Origin of the sequence: Shouchella lonarensis (assembly GCF_900096965.1) — a bacterium.
Taxonomy (GTDB): Bacteria; Bacillota; Bacilli; order Bacillales; family Bacillaceae_D; genus Shouchella; species Shouchella lonarensis.
Genome location: NZ_FMYM01000005.1, coordinates 171,309 through 194,614, shown reverse-complemented (window position 1 = coordinate 194,614; position 23,306 = coordinate 171,309). Strand labels below are relative to the sequence as shown.

25 protein-coding genes and 1 pseudogene are annotated in these 23,306 nt (G+C 44.1%); all 26 read right to left on the bottom strand.

Features of this window, described 5'->3' with window-relative positions; genetic code table 11:
- Positions 1 to 143: 143 nt before the first annotated feature.
- Positions 144 to 220, bottom strand: a pseudogene (locus BLT29_RS14070) (transposase); the annotation flags it as partial.
- A gap of 94 nt (positions 221 to 314) precedes the next feature.
- Positions 315 to 773: a YpiF family protein gene (locus BLT29_RS06940; protein ID WP_090775586.1), complete on the bottom strand. Its 459-nt coding sequence runs from the start codon at positions 771 to 773 to the stop codon at positions 315 to 317.
- Between the two features lie 121 nt (positions 774 to 894).
- Positions 895 to 1,431 carry a ReoY family proteolytic degradation factor gene (locus tag BLT29_RS06935; RefSeq protein ID WP_090775585.1) on the bottom strand — a complete coding sequence of 179 codons (537 nt, stop codon included), beginning with the start codon at positions 1,429 to 1,431 and terminating at the stop codon, positions 895 to 897.
- A 130-nt stretch (positions 1,432 to 1,561) separates the two neighbouring features.
- Complete coding sequence (locus BLT29_RS06930) at positions 1,562 to 2,830, bottom strand: tetratricopeptide repeat protein (RefSeq protein ID WP_090775584.1); 1,269 nt, start codon at positions 2,828 to 2,830, stop codon at positions 1,562 to 1,564.
- Positions 2,831 to 3,100: 270 nt separating this feature from the next.
- Entirely contained in the window at positions 3,101 to 4,393 is a 1,293-nt protein-coding gene (gene aroA / locus BLT29_RS06925) for a 3-phosphoshikimate 1-carboxyvinyltransferase (protein WP_090775583.1), read from the bottom strand.
- 2 nt (positions 4,394 to 4,395) lie between these two features.
- Positions 4,396 to 5,478, bottom strand: coding sequence for a 3-dehydroquinate synthase (gene aroB, locus BLT29_RS06920; RefSeq protein WP_090775582.1), 1,083 nt, complete (start codon positions 5,476 to 5,478; stop codon positions 4,396 to 4,398).
- A gap of 2 nt (positions 5,479 to 5,480) precedes the next feature.
- A complete protein-coding gene (gene aroC, locus BLT29_RS06915; protein ID WP_090775581.1) occupies positions 5,481 to 6,653 on the bottom strand; it encodes a chorismate synthase in 1,173 nt (390 codons plus the stop codon).
- A gap of 27 nt (positions 6,654 to 6,680) precedes the next feature.
- A complete protein-coding gene (locus BLT29_RS06910) occupies positions 6,681 to 7,955 on the bottom strand; it encodes an AAA family ATPase (protein WP_090775580.1) in 1,275 nt (424 codons plus the stop codon).
- Between the two features lie 114 nt (positions 7,956 to 8,069).
- A complete protein-coding gene (ndk, locus tag BLT29_RS06905; RefSeq protein ID WP_090775579.1) occupies positions 8,070 to 8,513 on the bottom strand; it encodes a nucleoside-diphosphate kinase in 444 nt (147 codons plus the stop codon).
- Between the two features lie 165 nt (positions 8,514 to 8,678).
- Positions 8,679 to 9,650 (bottom strand): heptaprenyl diphosphate synthase component II, encoded by a 972-nt coding sequence (hepT, locus tag BLT29_RS06900; RefSeq protein WP_090775578.1) that lies wholly within the window; start codon positions 9,648 to 9,650, stop codon positions 8,679 to 8,681.
- Between the two features lie 46 nt (positions 9,651 to 9,696).
- Complete coding sequence (locus BLT29_RS06895; protein WP_176763846.1) at positions 9,697 to 10,545, bottom strand: menaquinone biosynthetic enzyme MqnA/MqnD family protein; 849 nt, start codon at positions 10,543 to 10,545, stop codon at positions 9,697 to 9,699.
- A 27-nt stretch (positions 10,546 to 10,572) separates the two neighbouring features.
- Positions 10,573 to 11,439, bottom strand: coding sequence for a UbiA-like polyprenyltransferase (locus BLT29_RS06890; protein WP_176763845.1), 867 nt, complete (start codon positions 11,437 to 11,439; stop codon positions 10,573 to 10,575).
- A 15-nt stretch (positions 11,440 to 11,454) separates the two neighbouring features.
- Positions 11,455 to 12,174 carry a demethylmenaquinone methyltransferase gene (locus BLT29_RS06885; protein WP_090775576.1) on the bottom strand — a complete coding sequence of 240 codons (720 nt, stop codon included), beginning with the start codon at positions 12,172 to 12,174 and terminating at the stop codon, positions 11,455 to 11,457.
- Positions 12,175 to 12,933 (bottom strand): heptaprenyl diphosphate synthase component 1, encoded by a 759-nt coding sequence (locus BLT29_RS06880; RefSeq protein ID WP_176763844.1) that lies wholly within the window; start codon positions 12,931 to 12,933, stop codon positions 12,175 to 12,177.
- Positions 12,934 to 13,016: 83 nt separating this feature from the next.
- Entirely contained in the window at positions 13,017 to 13,574 is a 558-nt protein-coding gene (gene folE, locus BLT29_RS06875) for a GTP cyclohydrolase I FolE (protein WP_090775574.1), read from the bottom strand.
- A 156-nt stretch (positions 13,575 to 13,730) separates the two neighbouring features.
- Positions 13,731 to 15,209 (bottom strand): stage IV sporulation protein A, encoded by a 1,479-nt coding sequence (spoIVA, locus tag BLT29_RS06870; protein WP_090775573.1) that lies wholly within the window; start codon positions 15,207 to 15,209, stop codon positions 13,731 to 13,733.
- 223 nt (positions 15,210 to 15,432) lie between these two features.
- Positions 15,433 to 16,158, bottom strand: a complete 726-nt coding sequence (locus tag BLT29_RS06865; protein ID WP_090775572.1) for a YphF family lipoprotein — start codon at positions 16,156 to 16,158, stop codon at positions 15,433 to 15,435.
- Between the two features lie 24 nt (positions 16,159 to 16,182).
- A complete protein-coding gene (locus BLT29_RS06860) occupies positions 16,183 to 16,386 on the bottom strand; it encodes a DUF2768 domain-containing protein (RefSeq protein ID WP_090775571.1) in 204 nt (67 codons plus the stop codon).
- Positions 16,387 to 16,587: 201 nt separating this feature from the next.
- Positions 16,588 to 16,854, bottom strand: coding sequence for a stage VI sporulation protein F (locus BLT29_RS06855; protein ID WP_090775570.1), 267 nt, complete (start codon positions 16,852 to 16,854; stop codon positions 16,588 to 16,590).
- Positions 16,855 to 16,930: 76 nt separating this feature from the next.
- A complete protein-coding gene (locus BLT29_RS06850) occupies positions 16,931 to 17,950 on the bottom strand; it encodes an NAD(P)H-dependent glycerol-3-phosphate dehydrogenase (protein ID WP_090775569.1) in 1,020 nt (339 codons plus the stop codon).
- A gap of 12 nt (positions 17,951 to 17,962) precedes the next feature.
- The gene (gene plsY, locus BLT29_RS06845) at positions 17,963 to 18,580 is read right to left on the bottom strand and encodes a glycerol-3-phosphate 1-O-acyltransferase PlsY (protein WP_090775568.1); all 618 of its coding nucleotides are present in this window, start codon (positions 18,578 to 18,580) and stop codon (positions 17,963 to 17,965) included.
- Between the two features lie 21 nt (positions 18,581 to 18,601).
- Positions 18,602 to 19,912, bottom strand: coding sequence for a ribosome biogenesis GTPase Der (der, locus tag BLT29_RS06840; RefSeq protein ID WP_090775567.1), 1,311 nt, complete (start codon positions 19,910 to 19,912; stop codon positions 18,602 to 18,604).
- 65 nt (positions 19,913 to 19,977) lie between these two features.
- The gene (locus BLT29_RS06835) at positions 19,978 to 20,601 is read right to left on the bottom strand and encodes a YphA family membrane protein (protein ID WP_090775566.1); all 624 of its coding nucleotides are present in this window, start codon (positions 20,599 to 20,601) and stop codon (positions 19,978 to 19,980) included.
- A gap of 114 nt (positions 20,602 to 20,715) precedes the next feature.
- Positions 20,716 to 21,873 (bottom strand): 30S ribosomal protein S1, encoded by a 1,158-nt coding sequence (gene rpsA / locus BLT29_RS06830; protein ID WP_090775565.1) that lies wholly within the window; start codon positions 21,871 to 21,873, stop codon positions 20,716 to 20,718.
- A gap of 49 nt (positions 21,874 to 21,922) precedes the next feature.
- Complete coding sequence (locus BLT29_RS06825) at positions 21,923 to 22,501, bottom strand: lysophospholipid acyltransferase family protein (protein ID WP_090775564.1); 579 nt, start codon at positions 22,499 to 22,501, stop codon at positions 21,923 to 21,925.
- A complete protein-coding gene (gene cmk, locus BLT29_RS06820; RefSeq protein WP_090775563.1) occupies positions 22,498 to 23,175 on the bottom strand; it encodes a (d)CMP kinase in 678 nt (225 codons plus the stop codon). The genes BLT29_RS06825 and cmk overlap by 4 nt, the downstream gene beginning before the upstream one ends.
- Positions 23,176 to 23,306 lie beyond the last annotated feature (131 nt).

The following is a 23,306-nucleotide window of genomic DNA, read 5'->3' as shown; positions in this document are numbered from 1 at the left end:
CAAGACTAAAGCCTTCTGAAAGACCCTACTCTTAAGCACACCCCGTGTGACCGAACTCACTTCATCCACCTTAAAAATGCCGTCTCTCTTTTTTCAAGATTGATTCTCTATATAATACCGTAGAATCTCTCCCCCTAACCATCTCCTACTGTTGCACAAAAATAACCTCTCGTCCATAGATGTTGCCCTAATATCGTCTCTTTAGCTCTGAAAATTCGTCTTATATCTACATTTCAAGTATTCATAAGCGGAGAGCTAAACAACGCTCTCGGAAATTAAAAGCCACAACTCTCTCTCAAGGTATGGAAAACTCCTCACTGCCACACTTCCATTAATGTAGGTAACAACGTACGCACTTGTTGTGACAACATTTCTTGTTGGTCTTGTACCGCCAAACTTTCTAGCGGCAACGGCGCAACGAAAAGTAGTTTCATTCCGGAAAGAGACGATTCAACTTCTTTCCATGTAGTATCCGTCGTCAACAGTAGTATATGCTTAAAACCGGCTTCGTTCATTTCCTCACGCCACTTATTTAACCGCTCCACATGGTCACTCATCTCCTCCATGCTCGCATATGTAAATCCGGGACAATACATCATACGCCCATGGAACTGACGCTCCACTTCTCCTGCTAACAACGCTAAAAACTCCGCTGCTTGTACAATGCGCTTTGCATCTTGTTGCCAAGTCACTTGCACAAGCGGAATCATCATCGTGTCTACGTAATCCTTTGACTGCAAATATGTGTCCATATCATCTGTTCGAAACCGCATTGAAATCCCCCTCTCGCTATTTACCAGCTCCTTTTAGTATAACAAAAAGCAAGTAATAGTGGGAGTGCTTTCAACCATTATTCACATGAAAACAGAGCCCTCATGGACTCTGCTTGCGTTCTTATCGCAATGCATTTAATTCTTTTGTTAACAACATGAAAGCCTCTTTATCCCCTACGTCTAGCGCCTCATCAATTTCTTTTCGGAGCCGTTCTTGCTGGAAGGTCCGAACCGCTTCCGTCAAAACTGTCTCCGCTTTCTTCTCCAAAGCATCTAGACGCTCTGTATCAGGAAAATACGGATTATCTTCTAACACAGACAAATACTGTGCATATGAATCCGTGTCTGGAAAGTGTAGCTCAATGTACACTTCTTCCGTACGATTCAAGCGGATGTCATGAAATGCTTTCTCGCAATCCGTCGTTACATGATCGTTTTTCCGAAAAGAGAACGGGATGTGATCAACGCCTTGTGCTGAAATAATGAGTGCTTTCGGTGTTCCCTCACAACAACTCAAGAAATGCACTTTCTCCATTAATTGATCATCATTCATTAAATAATTGAGTAACCAGGAACACTCTCTTCGTTTCAGCTGATGCTTTTTGAGAAAACCTCGTAAAAATGCCTTTTTATCCACAACGGGAACGATATTACGCAATGTTCTCCCCTCCCCCAAAAGATCGTTGGCTCACCGATGATGCGGTTACTTTTTACTTGGTTACATATTCGCCTTTTCCGATAGCAAATCCTGTTTTCCCCCGCAATTTCTTTTTACAAAATTACATTTTTCACTCTGCTTCAAGTGAAGCGACCACCTCTATTAAATCAGTCCGCGCGGAATTTTGCTGTAACGCTTGTCTCAACAATAACAGCGCACGCGCGCGTTGCCCTTCTTCAAGCAGGAACAATCCATACTCGGCTAAAAAGTCACCATCTTCTCGAAACGACATATATGCTTCTTCATACTTCTTTGCCGCCTCATCATAGCGTTCTAACGCTGCATGAGCGTATGCTTCGTGCCACGTAAAAAGTACATCCACTTCCTCAAATTCGCGGGCATGTAAAATTAACTCGAGTAATTCTTCTGGACGATCTTGCTCACGTAACAGCATTGAGAGTACTTGCAGCGCCTCCACATTAGCCGGATTAAGGGCCATAGCTTGCCGTAAGTAAGGCTCTGCTTGTTCATATGCTTGTTTCTTTAATGCAAGTCTCCCCGCAAGCAGCGGCAAAGCATCATTGAATTCGTCTAGTTTCATCCCTGTTTTAACCGTTTCTAACGCTTCATCTAGACGGCCTTCTGCCTCATATGCTGCAGCCAGTGGGGCATACACACTTGTGAAATCTGGATCCAGCGTTTTTACTGCTTCCAATTGCTCAATCGCAACGACATAATCCTTTGCTTGATACGCAGTCAATCCGAACTGATGCATCGTTGTCGGCGACATTTTTTTCTCATCAGCACTTTGCTCATATAATGCCAATGCCTCTTCAAATTGACCCGTAGCACTGTAGGCTTCTGCCAAAGCCAGTCCAACATCAATGGTGCCAAAATCCTCTCCCGAATAAAAAGCCCGTTTTAAATAAGGGATCGCCTTATTATATGCGCCTTGCTGTAGATAAAATTCCCCTAAAGCGTAAGTTAAAATCATTTCCTCTGGTGCTTGTTTATAGGCCGCTAACAACTTTTGCTCAGCCACTTCGTCTAATGCCTGTAATTGGTATAAATCCGCCAGTAATAACTGTGCTTGCAAGAAATTTTGATCACTTGCTTGAATTTCTAATAACAGCTCAATGGCCTCTTCCTCTTCATCAAGATCGATCATCATCTCTGCTGCAAACATATATAGAGATCCTTCATCTGGGTACAAACCGATCAGTGTCTCCACAATTTCCTTTGCCTCTTCTAAATGCCCAAGCTCTCGATATAACTCCGCGACATAAAACAGTTGTTCATGATCATCTGTCTGCTTTGCTTGCGCTAAAATACGCAACCCTTCTTCTGTATCTCCCTGCTCAATTGCTTGCCATACACGCTCTCTTATTGTCACGCACATTCTCCTTCACATTTCAATCTACGTACTCCCTCTTCATTTTAGCGTAAAAAAGGAGCATCGTTCAACTTTTTTCCATTACTACCATTAGAAACAAATTTTCTGTTGTCATTGAAGAGAATCCAACATTTTTACAAAATGTCTATTGACTTTGTAAGCGCTTTCGTTTATGATCTAAGTAGCGTATGGTTTCTCTCCACTCCTATCCATACATGATTAGCTGCTTATGGCTAAACCCCTCCGCAAACAGACGAAGGGGTCTTTTTTATCTGTTCATCGTGAAGATAACCGAGACAAATGTGTGAAAAATGATGGGTACGATACATCCACCGCCTCACTATCTTCAATCATTACTTCTTCTTTTGCAATAAGCGCGGCAACAGCAAGCGCCATCGCTAAACGATGATCACCATGAGATTGGACGATACCTCCATGAAGTCGCGTCCCCCCATAAATGATCATGCCATCTTCTGTTTCCTCAATTCGCGCCCCAAGCTTCGTTAATTCACTAATGACTGTCGCAATCCTGTTTGTTTCTTTTACTTTCAACTCTGCCGCATCACAAATGACGCTTGTTCCTTCGATTTGCGTCGCGAGCACTGCCAAAACTGGGATCTCATCAATAAGCGTTGGAATTTGTTCACCAGAGATATGAAAAGGCTTTAACTGAGCCGCGTGGCGGACATGAATGTTTCCTCTGGGCTCGCCACCGAGTAATTGCTCATCTTTCAGCGTCCATTCACCACCAATTTCTTTCAATACATTCAACACGCCAGCACGCGTCGGGTTTACGCCAACATTGTTTAGGATGACCTCGCTATTTGGCACAAGCGTTGCTGCTACTAGGAAAAATGCTGCCGAAGAAATATCGCCCGGTACGTTGATCGATTGTGCTTGAAGGGCTTGTCCACCACTAATGGATACGTGTGAATCGTTACGCTGTAGCTCAACACCAAACGCATTCAGCATTTGCTCCGTATGGTCGCGCGACACATACGGTTCTGATACCGTCGTCGTTCCTTCCGCTTGCAAACCCGCAAATAATAACGCTGACTTCACTTGCGCACTCGCTACAGGTGATGCATAGGTGTGTGCTGTTAATTGCCGGCCACGTAGTGCGAGGGGTGCATATTGTCCATCTTTACGACCGTCAATCGTCGCGCCCATTTCTTTTAGTGGCCGCGTCACTCGTGCCATCGGCCTTCTCGCAATAGACGCATCACCGACGAGCGTCGCATGAAACGGCCGCCCCGCCAAAATCCCCAGCAAAAGACGGAGCGTCGTCCCTGAATTTCCGACGTCTAATACCTCCATTGGTTCCGTTAGTCCAGCGAATCCTTTACCAACAACACGTAGGTGACAACCATCTTCCACAATCTCAACACCTAAAGCCCGGAAACAAGCGACTGTTCGTAAGCAGTCTTCACTCGGTAAAAAACCTTCAATTGTCGTCACACCTTCTGCGATTGCTCCGAACATGACTGCCCGGTGAGAAATTGACTTATCCCCCGGGACAGTGATGGCCCCTCGTAAACCGTGGCAATTCGGATACACTGTTTGATTCATCTTTACACCTCTTTTCTAGCTGCTGCAATGTGTTTTCTCACAACAGTTGGATCAACTTCCGTTATATACGCCTCTCCAACGGCCGACAGCAATACCATGACTAAATGCCCTTCAGTGGCTTTTTTATCTGCATGCATACGCTGCAACAAACGATCAACGTCGATGTCAGCAGGTAACGTCAAATCATAGCCAAGCTTTGTAAACCAACTTGTAAATGATCCAATTGGAAGCTGTCCTCCCCCTAATTCTTCACTAACGCTGAGTGCAATGCGCATACCGACTGCCACTGCCTCTCCATGCGTCAATACACCATAACCAAGCTCAGCCTCAAGGGCATGGCCGACTGTATGACCAAAATTTAAATATGCGCGAATCCCGTGCTCGCGCTCATCTTCAGCAACAATGGCCGCCTTGATTCGAATGGCAGATGCGATCATTTCCATCTGTGCCGCTTCAGATAGGGAAACACGTGCTGTGACACAGGCACTGAGCCGATTATAAAAGTCACGATCAGCAATGAAACCAAGTTTTACAATTTCTGCAAAACCTGAGCGCCACTCCTTGTCCGGTAATGATCGCAACAAACCCGGGTCAAACAAGACCGCTTCTGGTTGATGAAAAACACCGACGATATTTTTCCCGGTAGGTAAGTTGATCGCCACTTTGCCACCGACACTCGCATCATGGGCAAGCAATGTTGTCGGGACTTGGACAAAGCGAATGCCGCGCATATACGTACCAGCAACAAAACCGGCCAAATCGCCGACAACCCCACCGCCAAATGCCACAATGACAGACGCACGGTCGAGCTGATTGGAAAATGCATACGTAAGGATTGCTTCATATTGAGCAAACGACTTTGACTGTTCCCCTGCAGGCACCACAAATGTCAACACACGAGTTTCAGGACTGAACGTGTCTTTTAAAGTCTGTAAATATCTCTTAGCCACTTCTGTATCAGTGACAATGAGATACGTTGTCGCCGGTGCATATGTTTCAATGTTTTTCCCCATTTGATTGAACATATGTTGAGCAATGTCCACTTGGTATGTTTTTGTCGTGGTCTTTACGTCCACCGTATACATGATTAAAACTCCTTTGCGGCTTGGCGATGTCGCTTCACCGCTGCTTGAATGATTGACAACTGATCATGACCAAACATGTCAAGCAACGCACAAGCAACTTCCCAAGCTACAACATTTTCACAAACGACGGAAGCCGCAGGAACCGCACAAGCATCTGATCGTTCCACACTCGCCGCAAATGGCGCTTTCGTCTCAATGTCGACGCTTTGAAGTGGCTTGTATAGCGTCGGAATTGGCTTCATCACACCGCGAACAACGAGCGGCATCCCCGTGGTCATGCCACCTTCAAAACCACCGAGGCGGTTCGTTTTCCGCATATAACCATTCTCTGCATCCCATATAATTTCATCGTGCACTTCACTACCCGGCAAGCGCGCTGCCGCAAAACCAAGTCCGATCTCAACGCCTTTAAACGCATTAATACTCATAACGGCACCGGCAATCTTCCCGTCCAATTTACGGTCATAATGAACATGGCTACCGAGCCCAATCGGCACGCCGGACACGACCGTTTCAACGATGCCCCCAAGTGAGTCACCTGCTTGCTTCGCTTCATCAATAGCTGCCATCATCTTTGCACTTGCCGAAACGTCCAAACAGCGTACCGCCGACGTTTCCGCACGCGCTTGTAAATCCGCAAGCCCATCGTAATGAACCGCTTGTGCTTGGACGCCGCCGATCTCTAACACATGCCCGGCAACTTCGATATCACACGCACGCAACAACACTTTTGCAAGCGCTCCGCACGCGACACGTACGGTTGTTTCTCGCGCCGAAGAACGCTCGAGCACATTGCGCATGTCACGATGGCCGTACTTCACCGCACCATTCAAATCGGCATGACCCGGGCGCGGGCGCGTCACCTGACGTCGCACCTTGCCCGCTTCTTCCTCTGTAATCGGCGCAGCGCCCATCACATCTTGCCAGTTGCGCCAGTCTTTATTTTCAACGACAAACGTAATCGGTGCCCCCGTTGTCAAACCATGTCTCACACCGCTTAAGATTTGGACTTGGTCGCGTTCAATTTGCATCCGGCGTCCACGACCATAGCCACCTTGGCGCCGCTTTAGTTCAACATTAATGTCATCGGCAGTTAAAGTGAGGCCCGCAGGCACCCCTTCAACAATTGCCGTTAATTGTGGTCCATGTGATTCCCCTGCGGTTAAAAAGCGCACCGGTGATCCACTCCTTCCTACTACCGTCTATTTAAATCCTAGTCCGCTTTTCACTTCATACCACGTGCCCTTTTCGCTTTTCTTTAACTCTTTCCGCATACCAGCAATGATTTCTTCTAAATGCGCTTCACCTGTTTGATGCCAATGCATCGCGGCTGTCACGTATAACTCACCAATTTGCGCAAACGAAAACTTATCCGTTTTTTCAGCAAGTATCTCTCGTTCTCGTTCATTCCAAAACAAATCAAACCCACGCTTTTCAATGAACTCTTTTCGCAACATTTTGTCTGGCAGTGGGATCTCGTACGCTCGATCAAAACGCCCTGCCCGATTCATTAAGCCCGGATCAATTCGATCTGGATAGTTCGTTGTTCCAATGACGAAAATCCCTTCTTTTGAAGCAGCCCCGTCTAGTGTATTTAAAAAGAACGACCGGACATGATCCGGCATCGAATCAATATCTTCAATCACCAAAATAAGTGGTGCTAAGCGACGGGCCGCTTGAAACACTTCATCAATCGTTTCACTAGATGTAAATTCAGTGATTTGCCAATACGCGACTGGTGCTTCCACACTTCCTGCAATCGACTTCACTAATGTTGTCTTCCCGTTCCCCGGTGGCCCATATAATAGCACCCCACGCTTGTATGGGATATTATATGTTGTATAAAAAGAACGATCTTCTGCAAAGAATTGGTCGATTGAACGATATAATTCGTCTTTCACTTCCGGTGCCATCACGACGTCTTCACGATAAATACGTGTAGAAATGCGTTCTTTGCTCTCAATCATGCCTTCCTCTGAATCAGAAAACATTAAAATATGGTCACGACTTTGCGACCATTCCCGGGCCCGCAACTGTTGCAAAAATATTTTCATCGTCTCATCTGAAGTAGCGAACACGAGATCAATCGCGAAAAAGTTTCCTTCTTGATACATCGGTACACGCGCAAACGCAACACCTTCTTCTTTGTAAGCAAAAACATGGTTGTATGGGAAATAGTGAATGTGATAATCAGGCTCTTCTTCTAGCTCATCATATTCATAAGACTTATTTTCCAACTCCGCAAAAATCTTTGCGACATGTGTGACAGTTGATGCTTGTTGTTTCAAGTCCTCTTCAAGAATTAACCCAATTGCACTTCCAAATTCTTGCGATTGGTATAGCTGGTAGCGTACTTGTAATACATCATAAAGTGCTTGTTCGATCTTTCGAATCAAGCCACCAACTTGATCATAATTTGTAAGCTGAAGCGTTGGCTTTTCCGCTAATGTATAAAGGTTTTTCTCTGTCTGATTCAATTGTCTCTCTCCTCTGCTCGTTCAATAACATGAGTGTACCACGATTCGGTAAAATTTGCCCGCAGGAACACGAAAAAACACACCTCTTAAAAGAGATGTGCTTCGTCTGTCATATTATACCCACTCTTGCCCTGCTTTCGTATACGCTTGCAATTCATCGGCACGAAAGAAAATGTCAATTTCGCGGTTCGCACTCTCGACCGAGTCAGAGCCATGGACAACGTTCATCGCTACTTGTACTGCCAAATCACCACGGATGGTTCCCGGCGCTGCTTCTGCTGGGTTCGTTGCACCAATCAACGTACGCGCGACCTTAACAACATTTTCTCCTTCCCAGACCATTGCAAATACAGGTCCTGAAGTAATGAAATCGACCAACTCACCGAAAAACGGGCGCTCACGGTGCTCACCATAATGCGTCTCGGCTGTTTCTTTCGATAATGTCACAAACTTTCCAGCAACAAGCTTAAAACCTTTTTGTTCAAACCGAGAAACAATGTTCCCAATTAATTGACGTTGTACACCATCGGGCTTAATCATCACATATGTACGTTCCATATTTTTCCCTCACTTCATTTTAAATGTTAAATTTACACGAGCGCCTCTAAGTATACCAAAGTTGGCAAACGCTTACAAGGGAAAGTTGTATTTTTTGCAGAGAGAGGATGAAACGCACCCCGAACCTTACTGTCTAAAAAGAACACTTATGATTCGGGGTTCCACTCAATATTTCCGCCGCGCCACATACGCAGCCACTTGTGTCAAATACATTTTTGCCTCGCACTCTGGCAGTGCATGTAAAGCAGCGTGTGCTTTTTGTAAATAACGGTCGCTCATCATTTGTGCGTAGTCAATTCCGCCAGAGTCACGCACTCGCCATAAGATTGGTTCCATATTAATGTCACTTGCCGTTTGTTCCGTTAACTCACGTTGCAACATTTCTTTTAACTGCGCGTCCGTTCGGAGCGCGTACAATGTTGGCAATGTAATATGTCCTTGGCGCAAGTCTCCGCCAGCTGGCTTGCCAAGCTGCTCATTTGTACCGACAAAATCTAAAATGTCATCCATAATTTGATACGACATGCCGATAAAGTAAGCAAATTGATAGAGCTTCTGTTGCACGAGTGCCGGTGCACCAGCAGCAATCGCGCCAAGCTCACAACTGACTGCGATTAACAGCGCCGTTTTACGTTTAATACGGCGTAAATATGTACGGAAATTTTGATCCCAGCGATATTGGTCATGAATTTGTGCAATTTCTCCGCGACACATTTCATTCATCGCGTTGGAAATAATCATATGTACACGCTGATCGTGAAATACTTTTGTCGTTTCAATTGCATGACCAAAAATATAATTACCTGTGTACATTGCCACCCGATTATCCCAACGCGCTTTGACGGTCGGATGCCCACGGCGAAGAGATGCATGATCAATGACATCATCATGGACGAGTGAACCCATATGAATTAACTCAAGGGCGACTGCCATGGGGGTGAGCCGCTCAAGGTCATATGTGCCAAATTTCCCCGCCAATAATACGAGTACCGGTCGAATCCGCTTTCCACCCGCACGTAACAAATCTGTCGCTGCTTCTCGCAAAACAGGGTGTTGTGCAGCAAGGGTCCGAGTCAGTTCTTGCTCAATATACGTAATGTCTGCTTGAAACTGCTTATAAATGTTTGCTAAATCCATAAATGCCACCCTAATGCAGCACATATACTGCGTCGTTTTTTCTTTATCAAGATTGTGTGCCTACCGTTCCCCACTCTTCAATACGTGAAACACGGTTTGGTATAAATCCTTCTTCATAACAAAGTTGGAAATAATATAATAGTCCTTTTTGTTGTGGTGCTGACCATTCGTAACATAAGTCACGAAAGTATTGTTGCCAAAATGGCCGCGCCACACGATGATTGGTTGCCATCTTTTTACTTAATTGCGCATAAACATTCGTACGTGCCTCCGTATAGCTTTCCCTAAATTGCTTGTACAACGCACTAACGAGTGTTGATTTCTCGTAAGCAACGGCTTTCCGAACTGCAAAAAGTGCGTATGTCATCGGTAATCCTGTCCATTGATACCAAAGTTCACCGAGGTCATATACATAGGGCGCGATGCTTTGCGCCCGCGCAACAATCGCATCATCACCAATAAGCAGTGCTGCCTCGTGATCACGTAACATCTCCCTTAATTGCGGACGCATTAATTGATAAGTCACATCCACTTGGTAAAACTGTTTCAATATGAGCTTTAATAAATGAACCGTTGTTTCAGAACTCGTTGTCAGTGCCACATTGTTTCCCGAGAGAGAAGGCAATGGTACTTTTGAAAACAACAACAAAGAATGCACAGCACCTGCACTACTCACACACAAGTCAGGTAATAACACATATTCATTCGCATGCATGCCGTAAGAAAACGATGAGATTGCTGCCACATCGACTGCGCCGGTTGCCAAATGCTCGTTCACTTGCGCAGGCACATCACGTATAAATGTCATACCTTCCGTGCGACACTTGTTCCGATCAATATATTCAAAGAAAGGGCGCATATTTGCATAATGAATTTCCCCAACTTTTAAAGCCATGTTCAGCCCTCCTCGCATCATGAACAATTAAAAGAACAACCATAAATCTCCAAGTGCAAACAAAAACAGCACAACACTTAATGTCCCGTTCATTGGAAAAAACGCCACTTGCACTTTTGATAAATCGTTTTCTGAAACAATTGCATGCTGGTAGATCATAATTACACCAGTACATAATACCCCTAATGCATATAGCCAATTTAACGGTGTGACAAAGTATAGTGCGACAAAAAAACAAAAACTCATGACATGAAACAGCCGTGCAATAAAGAGCGCTCGCCTCACACCAAACATGCTCGGAATTGAATGTAAACCTTTCTCCCGGTCATACGTTGCATCTTGCGTTGCATACACAGTGTCGAACCCGGCAAGCCAAAATAACACTGCAAAGAACAAACAAAACGATGCAACGGATAATTGTCCCGTGACCGCCACCCAACCACCTAATGGCGCGATACCAATTGTCATCCCTAGCACAACATGACACAACCACGTAAACCGCTTCGTGTAAGAATAGAAAACGAGAAAAAAGACTGCGATTGGCAGCAAAATGACAGATAAAAGGTTTAACTGAGCGGCAGACACAAACAACAACAGGAACGACGCAGTAATGAAGATCCACGTATCAAATGCAGTCAACTTGCCGGCAGGAATTTCTCGCTTCGCTGTCCGTGGATTGTCTTTATCAAACGTTGCGTCAATGACACGGTTCAAAGCCATTGCCGCACTCCTCGCTCCAATCATGGCCATCGTCACCCAAAACCATTGCCAAACAGTAGGCACATGTCCCTGCACCATCAAACTACCGAGAATCATGCCTAAAAAAGCAAATGGCAAGGCGAAAATGGTATGCTCAATCTTGATCATTCGCAAAAACGACTTTATTTTTGTCACAACAACGATACCCCTCTACGACTTACATTTGTGCGGTTTATAACCAGCATGCATGGCTGCCACGCCGCCCGTGTAACTTTTTACTTTCACATCAACAAGCCCCGCTTCACGAAACATCTCTGCTAACTTCTTTCGGTCTGGGAACGACATTGTCGACTCTTGTAACCAAGCGTATTCATCATATTTTTTCACAAAGACTTTGCCAATGAACGGCATCATATACTTAAAATAAATGAAATAAAGTTGTTTAAAAACAGGAATTGTTGGTTTTGACGTTTCTAAACATACGACTTGTCCACCCGGCTTCACGACACGGCGCATTTCTTTTAACGTTTGCATATAATCTGGGACATTGCGGAGACCGAAGCCAATGGTCACATAATCAAATGTGTCGTCTGGATATGGTAATGACATCGCATTGCCACAAATAAGTTCAACTTGATTGAGACGTAACGCATCGACTTTTTCTTGCCCAACCGAAAGCATATTTTCACTAAAATCCAAGCCAATGACGCGCCCTTTTTCTCCGACCTGTTTCGCCAAAGCGATCGTCCAATCTGCCGTCCCGCAGCACACATCAAGTGCAGATGCCCCCAGCGTAACTTGCATCCGCTTCATCGTGTCTTTCCGCCATGCAACATGGCGCTGTAAGCTAATGACTGAATTCATCATATCATACTTTTCATGAATAGATTGAAAGACTTCATGGACACGCGCTTCTTTTGTTTGTTTCATTTAATGCAGCTCCTTCTCACATATGGCCACCATGGCTATAATCGCTGGCATAAATTGTGGGAATGCATGTGCATATGTGCGTAGTCGTGTACAAATCGCGATCTTTGTTTCGTGCCATACCGCTGCTTGAACATCTAATGAACGCTCTTGTGCTAATGCTAGTCGCAATGGTGTATGCGCATGTGTATGAATTGCTGACTCCTCTTTCAACATCGCTGAAAGCAAAATATAATCTACAAATAATCCCTCATACGCCTCTTGACCCACTTGCTTTAAAATCTCTCTTGTCAAAAGGGAACGTACATCCCTCACCTGTGCAAGTCTTGTGTCAAAAGAGACCGTCTCGTTCATGTAACTTGTCATTTTTTGTTCATAAATTTGTTGTAGCGTACATCCGAATAACGCAATCATATCAAATGCATTTACTGCCGCTAAAGCCTCGTAGTATAGCGCACTACAATAATCGCCCGCTAATACATATAACTGTCGCTCCCTTTTTTCCTCATCTGATAAGCGATCTTGTAATGAGACTTGCTCGTGAATGTCTCCGCCTGCTTCCACACAACTCGCTGCCAATGTAATCCCTTGCGCACGTACTTGTGGCATCTTTTCACATAACACAGTATATAGCAGCCATAATAACCACGGGTCTGGTGAGACATCTTCGGTTATCACTTTTAAATCACCATGATGAACCAATTTCTCAAATGCTTGTACCAACATCGCAGATACTTGCCCAGGTGTCTCTTTTTTAGTCATCCTTCTTATCCTCTCTACATCCTTCATTATAGCACATGTTGACTGTGCACTGACATCAAAATCATGATGCACTGACATTCATCTTACTGTACCAGATTCAATACTTCTGCTCGTGCTGTCGCATCCTCTTCAAACATCCCTCGTACGGCCGTTGTGACCGTTTTTGCGCCCGGCTTTTGTATCCCACGCATAGACATACACATATGCTCGGCTGATACAATGACCATCACTCCTTGAGGCTGCAACGCTTGCATGAATGTATCAGCCAACGTTTTTGTCATCCGCTCTTGTACTTGGGGGCGACGTGCCACAGTATCGACTGTGCGTGCCAATTTACTCAAGCCAGTGACAACACCATCACTTGGAATATACGCAATATGTGCCTTTCCAAAAAAAGGAACCAAATGATGTTCACACATCGAATAAAAGGGAATATCTTTTACAAGAACAAGTTCTTCATGCGATTCAGCAAACACCGTTTTTAAATGCTCTGATGGATCTTCATAAAGACCGCTAAACATTTCTCCATACATCTTCGCTACCCGCTTTGGAGTATCTTTCAGTCCTTCTCGGTCTGGGTCTTCTCCGACCGCCTCTAAAATCATTTTTACGGCCTGTTGTAGTTTATCGTGGTTGATCATCCTTTGCCCCTCCATCAAATCAGAAATCAGAGATCAGAGGACAGAAATCTGACATCTGATCTATCTAAAGCTCCTTCTAAATCGTAGCAAAAGAACGCCAGAAAAGCAAAAAGAACTCATCGCGTGTGCAATGAGTTTTTTCTTGCTCCGGGTTTTTTATAAGATGATGGCAATTAAACCACCTGACCCTTCGTTAATGATTCTCTCTAACGTCTCTTTCAGTTTGTAGCGGGCATTTTCTGGCATCAATGACAGCTTGGCAGAAATCCCTTCTCTCACAATTGAATTGAGGGAACGGCCAAAAATGTCAGAGTTCCAAATTGAGAGCGGATTTTCCTCAAAGTCTTGCATCAAATAACGAACCAATTCCTCGCTCTGCTTTTCTGTACCGATAATTGGTGCAAACTCTGATTCAACATCGACTTTCACCATATGAATCGATGGTGCAACTGCTCTTAACCGGACACCAAAGCGTGATCCTTGGCGAATAATTTCTGGTTCATCTAAACTCATCTCCGACAGTGCCGGTGCAGCAATCCCGTACCCTGTTTGTTTGACCATCCGTAATGCATCAGACACTTGATCATATTCAGACTTCGCATGGGCAAAATCTTGCATCAATGAAAGGAGATGGTCTTTACCGCGAATTTCTACACCAACCACTTCTTTCAACACTTGCTCATACAACTCATCTGGCGCATACAAATCAATTTCTGCAATCCCTTGCCCCATTTCAATCCCAGCTAACCTTGCTTCTTCAATAAACTCAAACTCTCCAAAGTGACTTACAACCCGATCTACATCACGAAGCCGCTTAATATCTTTCACTGTCTCACGAACAGACTGCTCATAATTTTCTCGAAGCCAGTGATCACTCTTTAGTACCATCACCCAGCTTGGTAAATTGACATTCACTTCATGCACTGGGAATTCGAACAACACTTCTCGTAATACACTATTAATATCATAATCGCTCATCGCTTCAATGCTCATAGCTAGCACAGGGATGTCATACTCTTCTGCTAAAGACATCCGCAGCTGCTCTGTCTCAGGGTGATGTGGTCTGATACTATTAACGACCATAATGAACGGTTTGCCAACCTCTTTTAATTCCTCAACGACACGTGCTTCAGACTCAACATATTCTGATCGAGGAATCTCTCCGATGGTGCCATCTGTCGTAATGACAACCCCAAGAGTAGAGTGCTCTTGAATGACCTTTCGCGTGCCAATTTCTGCAGCTTCTTGGAAAGGAATTGGCTCCTCATACCACGGTGTGTGAATCATTCTTGGTCCATTTTCATCCTCATATCCTTTCGCCCCGGGTACAGCATAACCAACACAATCCACCAGGCGAATATTTACATCCAGCCCTTCATCTACATGAATCGACACCGCTTGATTTGGGACAAATTTCGGCTCTGTCGTCATAATCGTTCTTCCTGCAGCAGATTGTGGTAGTTCATCTTGCGCGCGAACCTTATCCGCTTCATTTTCAATATTTGGTAATACAACAAGCTCCATGAACTTTTTAATAAATGTTGATTTTCCAGTGCGAACAGCGCCCACAACCCCTAAGTAAATATCGCCACCCGTTCGCTCTGCGATATCTTTAAAGATATCTATCTTCTCCAACAAGATCCCCTCCCATGTCAAGTAAAATTGATGCAGCCGAGTCTCCCAAGCTCTAACCACTACCATGTCTATGACATTGTCCATTTATTATGACTAACTGCATGGAAATTTTTTCGCCCTGCACCCCATACGAGATGGGAGGCGATACAAAAAATGCCCCTTCCATTGATAGTGTATCAACGAAAAAGGCAAAATAGACCTTGTTTTTCACTTATACTCGGACTCACTCTAAACCGCGATCATAGATGATTTCTCCTTCTTTATCAAGGGAATACGGGACAGAATGTGCCGGGGCATACGGAGACTCTTCGTATAATAATGGACGTAAATCAATGCCTTCTTCAGGAATCTCAGCAGCATCCTGCATATACATGGTTAAATCCATCTTATAATCAATGACCACATTGCCTTCGTTCGTGTATAACAATGGCAAGCGGATTGTCTCATGATACGGACTTTGCACGTAAGGAGCTTCTTCATATCCCAAAGCCTCAAAGTCTAATGTAAATAATCCTTGATCAAGTGTCTCCTCAACAGGTGCGTATGTATGCGCCCGACGATAATCGCGCACCCGTTCTTGTAGTTCACGAATGACCTTCACACTCGTTAAGTCAATCACTTTTACTTGCGGATCGTCCTCTACGTTGACAAGCACATACTGATGTGTCCCCCCGTTCTCAAACGCCGTTCCTGGAGGGGTCTGCATATACCGTGGAACCAATTGACTAAAGTCAATGACATAACGGTGATACATCGGGACCGACTCATCGAACGTCCGAATGGGCAATCCTCCGTTGTCTACTTGAAATTGCTCAATGGCCGTTTGAACACTCGCTAATTGATCCGGATAGGTTATTTGGTTTTCAACCCGCTGCTCATTCGGGAAAAAACAGCCACTAAACAACACGATACATAAACTAGCAAAAACAAGCTTTAGTCGATCCTTCATTGATCCACCTCTTTCTCTTATAGATTATGCTTTTGACGTTGGTCCACCAACAACAATATAAAATACAATGACACCTGCAATGAGCAAACAGCAAAAAGAAACTGTCAGAACCATTTTCGCGGCTAACCCAGATAACTTTGTCCGCGCCCATAACGCAGTGCCTGCTGAAATAAACATTAATAATAAACCAACAAACGATATGTACATATTCAACATTGCTTGAGACATCTTCACACCCCCATCCTCGTCATTATAACATAAATATGGGCAAAAAAAGGAGAGCCAGGAACAGAATGGGGCATTCTGCTCCTGGCTTGACTAAACCCTTTTTGCTAATGCCCTTTTTAGTAGTAGGTGCTCTATTAAAGTATATGCAGGCTACAACATTTGGCTTGGACGTTTGACCATGTCAGAGATGTATAAGCAAAATCACTTTTTGCTATTAAACATTTTCCCAAGAGAAGACAGATCTGCTGGCATATCATTGTTTAAAATCGCTTCAACAATTTTATCTTCTTTTTCGCGAGAAACCGGCTTATTTGCCAATGACGCAACCCGATGAATGAGCTTTCTAATTGTACCTTCATCTTTTAAATTTGCTTTGCTCACTGTACTTGCCAATTGTAACAGTTCTTGCGGATTTACTTTTGTTTCCTTTTGCACCTCATCAAAAAATGAGTCATTCTTTTTAAACATGATTATCCCCCTTCCTACGATGTTTCTCCTTATCGTATGCAGAAGGGCTAAAATGGTGCCCAAAACGTCCTTACGTTCATTCAAATAACGTTTCTACCTCATGTGTGCGCATACGCGCCATTAACTGTTCTGTTGCTTCTTGCGGTGTCACTCCTTCAAACAACACAGAATTGAGCGCCTCTGTTAACGGCATCTCCACACCTTTCTCTTGTGCCAATTCGTACGCTGCTTTTGTCGTGCGAACGCCTTCGACAACCATCCCCATTTGCGCCAGCACCTCGTCCATAGACAACCCCTCACCAATCATACGACCAGCCCGCCAATTACGAGAGTGCACACTTGTACATGTCACAATGAGATCGCCTAAACCAGATAACCCAGAAAAAGTAAGCGGGTTTGCACCCATATGTACACCGAGTCTACTCATCTCTGCAAGACCACGCGTCATAATTGCTGCTTTTGTGTTATCACCTAAACCTAAGCCATTTGTTATCCCACACACAAGCGCAATAATGTTTTTTAACGCACCGCCCATCTCAACACCGATGAGGTCGGGATTTGTATAGACACGAAATTGCTTGTTCATAAACAAATTTTGGGCAAACTGTGCTGCCTCAATATTTTCTGAAGCCACTGTGACAGTTGTCGGTTGACGCAAAGCTACTTCTTCTGCATGGCTTGGTCCAGACAACACGGCAATATGAGCAATTTTTTTCATCTGTTTATCTTCTTCAGCAATGATTTCCGATACACGCTTATGCGTCACTGGTTCAATCCCCTTACTTGCATGAATGACCATTGCGTCTTCTGCTAAACTAGGCAAAAGTGCGCGCATCGTTTCCCTCATTGCCTTTGTTGGCACCGCAATTAAAACAACACTTACTCCTTGCAGTACTTCTTTCATCTTTGTATAAGCTCGAATCGATGCCGGAAACACAACCCCAGGCAAATAAGATTCATTTGTATGACACTGGTTCATCTCATCAACTTGATCTTCTCGTCTTGCATGCAAACGCACCTCATGACCATTATCTGCCAACACAAGTGCAAGCGCACTACCCCAACTACCTGCACCAATGACCGCGATTTTTGTCATGATTACCACTCCCTACATCTGTTTTTTCCCTATCTTATTTTCTGTTCCTGATAAAAGACGACTCACATTTTCACGATGACGCCATAGAGAAACGATCATTAGCAACATCGACAAAAAAATATACTCATATGGATAAAAACGAAACGGCAGTAAACACCAAGCCATGACCGGAGTCATGATGCCAAACAATAATGATCCGAGTGACACATAACGCGTCACGACAATACTAATAATTGCAATACAGCCTGCGATGAAGGACGGATAAAAGAGTAATGTCGCAAGTACCCCAATTGTTGTCGCCACACCTTTCCCACCACGAAAGTGAAAGAAAACCGGCCAGTTATGTCCAATAATTGCTGCCAAGCCGGCAAGCGCTGGGATAACAGGACTGCTCTCCCCCACCCACAGTAATGCAACCCAGACTGGGACAACCCCTTTTAAAATATCTAAGACCAATACAGTAATTGCTGGGCCCACACCAAGGACCCGAAGTGTATTCGTCGCACCGGCGTTTCCGCTACCAGACGTCCGAATATCAATTTTTCGCAAGTGCTTTGCTAAAAGATAACTAAAACTGATCGATCCTAACAGATAGCCTAAAAAAATCGTAACGACAAGCGCAATGATCACTTATTTTCCCCCTATAAATGATTAGTCGTTCTTTTTTCGAGCGATAATATGAATCGGTGTCCCTTCAAATGTAAATGTTGCCCGTAGACGGTTTTCTAAAAAACGCCTATACGAAAAATGCAACAACGCCGGATCGTTGACAAAAAATATAAAAGTAGGTGGCCCGACTGCTACTTGTGTCACATAATTAATCTTTAACCTTTTGCCTTTGTCAGTAGGTGTAGGATTCATCGCAACAGCATCCATGATCATATCATTTAATATGTGTGTTTGAACACGTAAATGATGATTTTCAGCTACTTTTTGTACTTGCGGCAACAGCAAATGAACACGTTGCTTCGTTTTTGCTGACAGAAAACAGATCGGGGCATAAGATAAAAATTGAAATTCTGTCCGAATGTCTTTTTCAAATTCCTGCATGGTCTTTTCGTCTTTTTCAACAGCGTCCCATTTGTTTACGACAATGACAATGGCCCGCCCCGCTTCATGTGCATAACCAGCAATTTTCTTGTCTTGCTCAATAATGCCTTCTTCCCCATTTAAAACAATTAACACGACATTGGCACGTTCAATCGCCTTTAACGACCGAAGGACACTATATTTCTCTGTTGCCTCATAAACTTTCCCACGTTTACGCATCCCAGCAGTGTCAATCACAACATAATCTTGTCCATCACGTGTAAATGACGTATCAATCGCATCCCGCGTCGTACCAGGAATTTGACTCACAATCACGCGTTCCTCGCCGAGTAATGCGTTCACAAGAGAAGATTTCCCAACATTCGGACGTCCAATCAGTGCCATTTGAATCGTATCTTCTCGTATCTCTTCTTCCTGGTCAGATGGGAAGTGTGCGATGACCGCATCTAAAAGATCACCTATGCCCAACCCATGCGATCCAGAAATGCCATACGGTTCCCCCATACCAAGTGCATAAAAATCATATAAACTATCGCGCATTTCAGGATTATCGACTTTATTTACCGCTAATACCACTGGCTTTTTCGAACGAAATAACAAATTGGCCACTTCTTGATCTGCTGCAGTGACACCTTCACGACCATTGACCATGAAAATGATGACATGTGCTTCCTCAATAGCAATCTCTGCTTGATGACGCATTTGGACGAGCAGTGGTTCATCACCAATTTCAATTCCGCCTGTATCAATGACATAAAATTCCTGATTTAACCACTCGCCCTTACTATACAATCGATCTCGCGTCACCCCTGGTAAATCTTCTACAATCGCAACACGTTCTCCTACAACACGATTGAATATTGTTGATTTTCCTACGTTTGGGCGACCGACAATCGCAACAACAGGTTTCAACGTTCCTTCACTACCTTTCTCCCACTACTCTATAAACTCAATTGGGTACTAACCTTTTCATTTTACTAAACTGATGCATGCTTGTCTATCCTCTTTACTGATGGATTGGTCGTTCTCTGCACACGCTGTTTTAACACTTCTATTAAGAAAAAGACAAAAGAAAGACTTGCCCCACTTACCAAAGACATAGCCCATATATCAAAAAAAGCAAGTGATCCAACTGTATACATGTAACCTTGCTGTCCAATGATGTATGCCTGCACCGCCTCCCCATGTAGCATGCCTATAGCAATACTACATAAACGAATGGTCGTTTTCTTTGCCAACAAAAATGCCACAATGAGCATACAACACATGACAATATAAGGAAAATCTATCAATAACAACACAGGATCATTTTGAATCAGCACAAAAATCCCTATATACGCACCCGCAATACACATCGTGACAAACCACGTATGAAGCAATTGTTTAAAGGAAAATGTCCGTAAAAATAAATAACCAACACTAAGTGAGAACACATACCCAAGACTAATTGACCATGTCCCAAACGAAATAACCCACGGTAAAAAAGCCAGTAAAGCAAGCACACACATACAAAGCAATATTCTTTGTTGACTCTTTTGTAAAAAGAACGTTCCGATCACCCATACAAACCAGCCCAACCAGTACACCAATGTCCCATCCACCCAAGGCACCTCCCTGCACTAGTATGGGCAGATAGGCTTGCATTTAGACAAAAAAAGAGTACGCGTATCCCTACCCGGTCATACACGTCACTCTTTTCGTATCCACAAGAGCTCTTATTCGTCTCGGTATTTCTTTAATTGATCCCCAATCATATCTCCTAAGGAAAAACCACTTGCGTCATCAGTACGTTTTTCTTCATACGCTTTGAATTGAGACATGTCTTCCTGGTCATTGCTTGCTTCACGTATACTCAATGAAATGCGCTTTTCAGCACCATTCACGTCTAATACTTTCACTTGCACTTCTTGCCCTTCTTCTAGCACTTCTTGTGGTACACCGATGTGTTGATGAGAGATTTGAGAAATGTGCACAAGTCCTTCCACACCTGGTGCTACTTCAACAAACGCACCGAAAGATACAAGCCGCTTGACAGTACCTGTAACAACATCACCAATTTGAAACGTTGATGCTACTTTTTCCCACGGTCCAGCAAGTGTTTCTTTAATAGATAGTGACACGCGCTCACTATCTGGATCGACAGAGAGCACCTTCACTTGCAATGTTTGCCCTTCACTCAATACGTCCCGAGGTGACTCTACACGTTCATGTGCAATTTGGGAGATGTGTACAAGACCATCCACACCACCTACATCAACAAATGCGCCAAAACTCGTTAAGCGCTGAACCGTTCCTGTTACAACATCACCGGGCTGTAATGACTTTAAAATGTCTTTCTTTTTTTCTTCCATTTCCTCATCCAAAACAGCACGTTGAGAAAGAATCAGTTTATTTTTTTCTTGTTCCATTTCGACCACTTTTAAGCGCAATGTTTTCCCCTTGTAGTCAGAAAAATCGTCAACATAGTGTCGCTCCACTAACGAAGCTGGGATGAATCCACGCACACCTACATCAACCACAAGGCCACCTTTTACTACTTCTGCAACAGGAGCTTCAATGATCTCACCACGCTCAAACGATTGCGCCAAGCGCTTCCATGCTTCTTTTGCCAGCGCTTCCTTCTTTGACAAAATTAATTCATCATCAGTCACCTTTGTTACAAATAATGTTAACTCATCATCAAGTGCAACAACATCGCTCGCTTTTTCAACGTGTAAACTTGATAGTTCACTTACGGGAACAATCCCATCTACCTTGAAGCCAACATCAACAAACACTTGTTTATCCTCTACTTTTGTTACTTTCCCCTTTAACACATCCCCAACTGAAAAAACTTTCATCTCATGAACGTCTTCATTCATTTTTTCTACCATCAACAAATTCCTCCCTCAATCCGGTCATGCCGGCATTTATCTAATGACTTTAGAAACGCGCTTTTAGCTGTTTAATCTCAGTCATGATGACCGCTGTCACTTCCGCCGCAGACGCCTTCTGCTCACGAAGTTGTTGCATGTCGAGTGGCTTCCCGTAAACGATTGTCAACGGTTTTCTAAACTTGTACGGACCAATAATGGCTACAGGAACAACTGCAGCCTCGCTACGTGCGGCAAAGAATCCAACGCCAGCCAGCCCTTCTCCAATTTCTCCAGTTTTTGAACGGGTCCCTTCAGGAAATAGACCAATCATCTTACCCTCTTTCAACATATTCAACGTTGTACGAAGTGCTTGTCGATCGCCGGCACCACGTTTGACTGGAAAAGCCCCCAAGTTTGACAGTAATGTACCAAAGAGCGGTACTTCAAACAGCTCTTTTTTTGCCATGTAGTGAACGGGGCGCTGTAAGTAAGCGCCTAATAGTGGCGGGTCTAAGTTACTTAAATGATTACAGCATAATAGCACGCCACCTTCCTTAGGAATATGCTCTTGCCCAATCACTTGTACTTTGTAACTGATATTAAAAAATGATTTACAAATGACTTGACCTGTACGATACAAGCTCATTGCGCCAATTTCTCCTTCACCAGCAAATAGATCGCTGTAATCACCTCATCCATCCCCATTGCTGTTGTATCAATGACTGTCGCATCCTCGGCTTTCTTCAATGGGGAATGCGTCCGAGTGGAGTCCAGTTCATCACGTTTTGCAATTTCCTGTTTTAACTGCTCAAAGTGAGATGGAAAACCTTTTTCTTGTTGTTCCAAGTGACGTCTGCGCGCGCGCTCTTCAACCGACGCTGTCAAAAATACTTTGACATCCGCTTGCGGCAACACATGCGTACCAATATCTCTCCCTTCTAGCACAGCATCTTTACCAGCAGCAAGGGCTTGCTGCCTCCCAACCATCGCCTCACGGACAGCTTGGTGACTAGAAACAAGCGACACTTGAGCATTAACACGGTTCGTTCGAATATCATCCGTTACCTCACTCCCATCCCAATAGACAACTGTTTGTTCAGGAGAAGGAACGAGTGAGAGTTCGCTTTCTGATAAAAGGTCCGCCAGCGCCTCTCCATCATGTAAGTCCAAGTTCTTTTTGATTGCTGCATATGTAAGGGCTCTATACATCGCACCCGTATCAATATACAGAAAACGTAACCGCTCGGCTACTTTTTTTGCAACTGAGCTCTTGCCAGCTCCTGCTGGTCCGTCTATTGCCACATTCACCGTCTTTTTCATATTCTTTACAACACACTCCTACCATGTTTCAACTGCTCTAGTTGTTTTCAAGAAATCACCTATGTTCCTACACATACAAATTTAGTCCCAAGGTGAGCCTCTCCATCCTCTCTTTTACAATACAACGAAGC

Excerpts from the sequence above, each read along its gene's own strand:
- BLT29_RS06940 (WP_090775586.1), bottom strand. The coding sequence starts at position 773 with ATGCGGTTTCGAACAGATGATATGGACACATATTTGCAGTCAAAGGAT.
- BLT29_RS06930 (WP_090775584.1), bottom strand. The coding sequence starts at position 2,830 with ATGTGCGTGACAATAAGAGAGCGTGTATGGCAAGCAATTGAGCAGGGA.
- aroA (WP_090775583.1), bottom strand. The coding sequence starts at position 4,393 with ATGAATCAAACAGTGTATCCGAATTGCCACGGTTTACGAGGGGCCATC.
- aroB (WP_090775582.1), bottom strand. The coding sequence starts at position 5,478 with ATGTATACGGTGGACGTAAAGACCACGACAAAAACATACCAAGTGGAC.
- ndk (WP_090775579.1), bottom strand. The coding sequence starts at position 8,513 with ATGGAACGTACATATGTGATGATTAAGCCCGATGGTGTACAACGTCAA.
- hepT (WP_090775578.1), bottom strand. The coding sequence starts at position 9,650 with ATGGATTTAGCAAACATTTATAAGCAGTTTCAAGCAGACATTACGTAT.
- BLT29_RS06895 (WP_176763846.1), bottom strand. The coding sequence starts at position 10,545 with ATGGCTTTAAAAGTTGGGGAAATTCATTATGCAAATATGCGCCCTTTC.
- BLT29_RS06885 (WP_090775576.1), bottom strand. The coding sequence starts at position 12,174 with ATGAAACAAACAAAAGAAGCGCGTGTCCATGAAGTCTTTCAATCTATT.
- BLT29_RS06880 (WP_176763844.1), bottom strand. The coding sequence starts at position 12,933 with ATGACTAAAAAAGAGACACCTGGGCAAGTATCTGCGATGTTGGTACAA.
- folE (WP_090775574.1), bottom strand. The coding sequence starts at position 13,574 with ATGATCAACCACGATAAACTACAACAGGCCGTAAAAATGATTTTAGAG.
- BLT29_RS06865 (WP_090775572.1), bottom strand. The coding sequence starts at position 16,158 with ATGAAGGATCGACTAAAGCTTGTTTTTGCTAGTTTATGTATCGTGTTG.
- BLT29_RS06860 (WP_090775571.1), bottom strand. The coding sequence starts at position 16,386 with ATGTCTCAAGCAATGTTGAATATGTACATATCGTTTGTTGGTTTATTA.
- BLT29_RS06855 (WP_090775570.1), bottom strand. The coding sequence starts at position 16,854 with ATGTTTAAAAAGAATGACTCATTTTTTGATGAGGTGCAAAAGGAAACA.
- BLT29_RS06850 (WP_090775569.1), bottom strand. The coding sequence starts at position 17,950 with ATGACAAAAATCGCGGTCATTGGTGCAGGTAGTTGGGGTAGTGCGCTT.
- rpsA (WP_090775565.1), bottom strand. The coding sequence starts at position 21,873 with ATGGTAGAAAAAATGAATGAAGACGTTCATGAGATGAAAGTTTTTTCA.
- BLT29_RS06825 (WP_090775564.1), bottom strand. The coding sequence starts at position 22,501 with ATGAGCTTGTATCGTACAGGTCAAGTCATTTGTAAATCATTTTTTAAT.
- cmk (WP_090775563.1), bottom strand. The coding sequence starts at position 23,175 with ATGAAAAAGACGGTGAATGTGGCAATAGACGGACCAGCAGGAGCTGGC.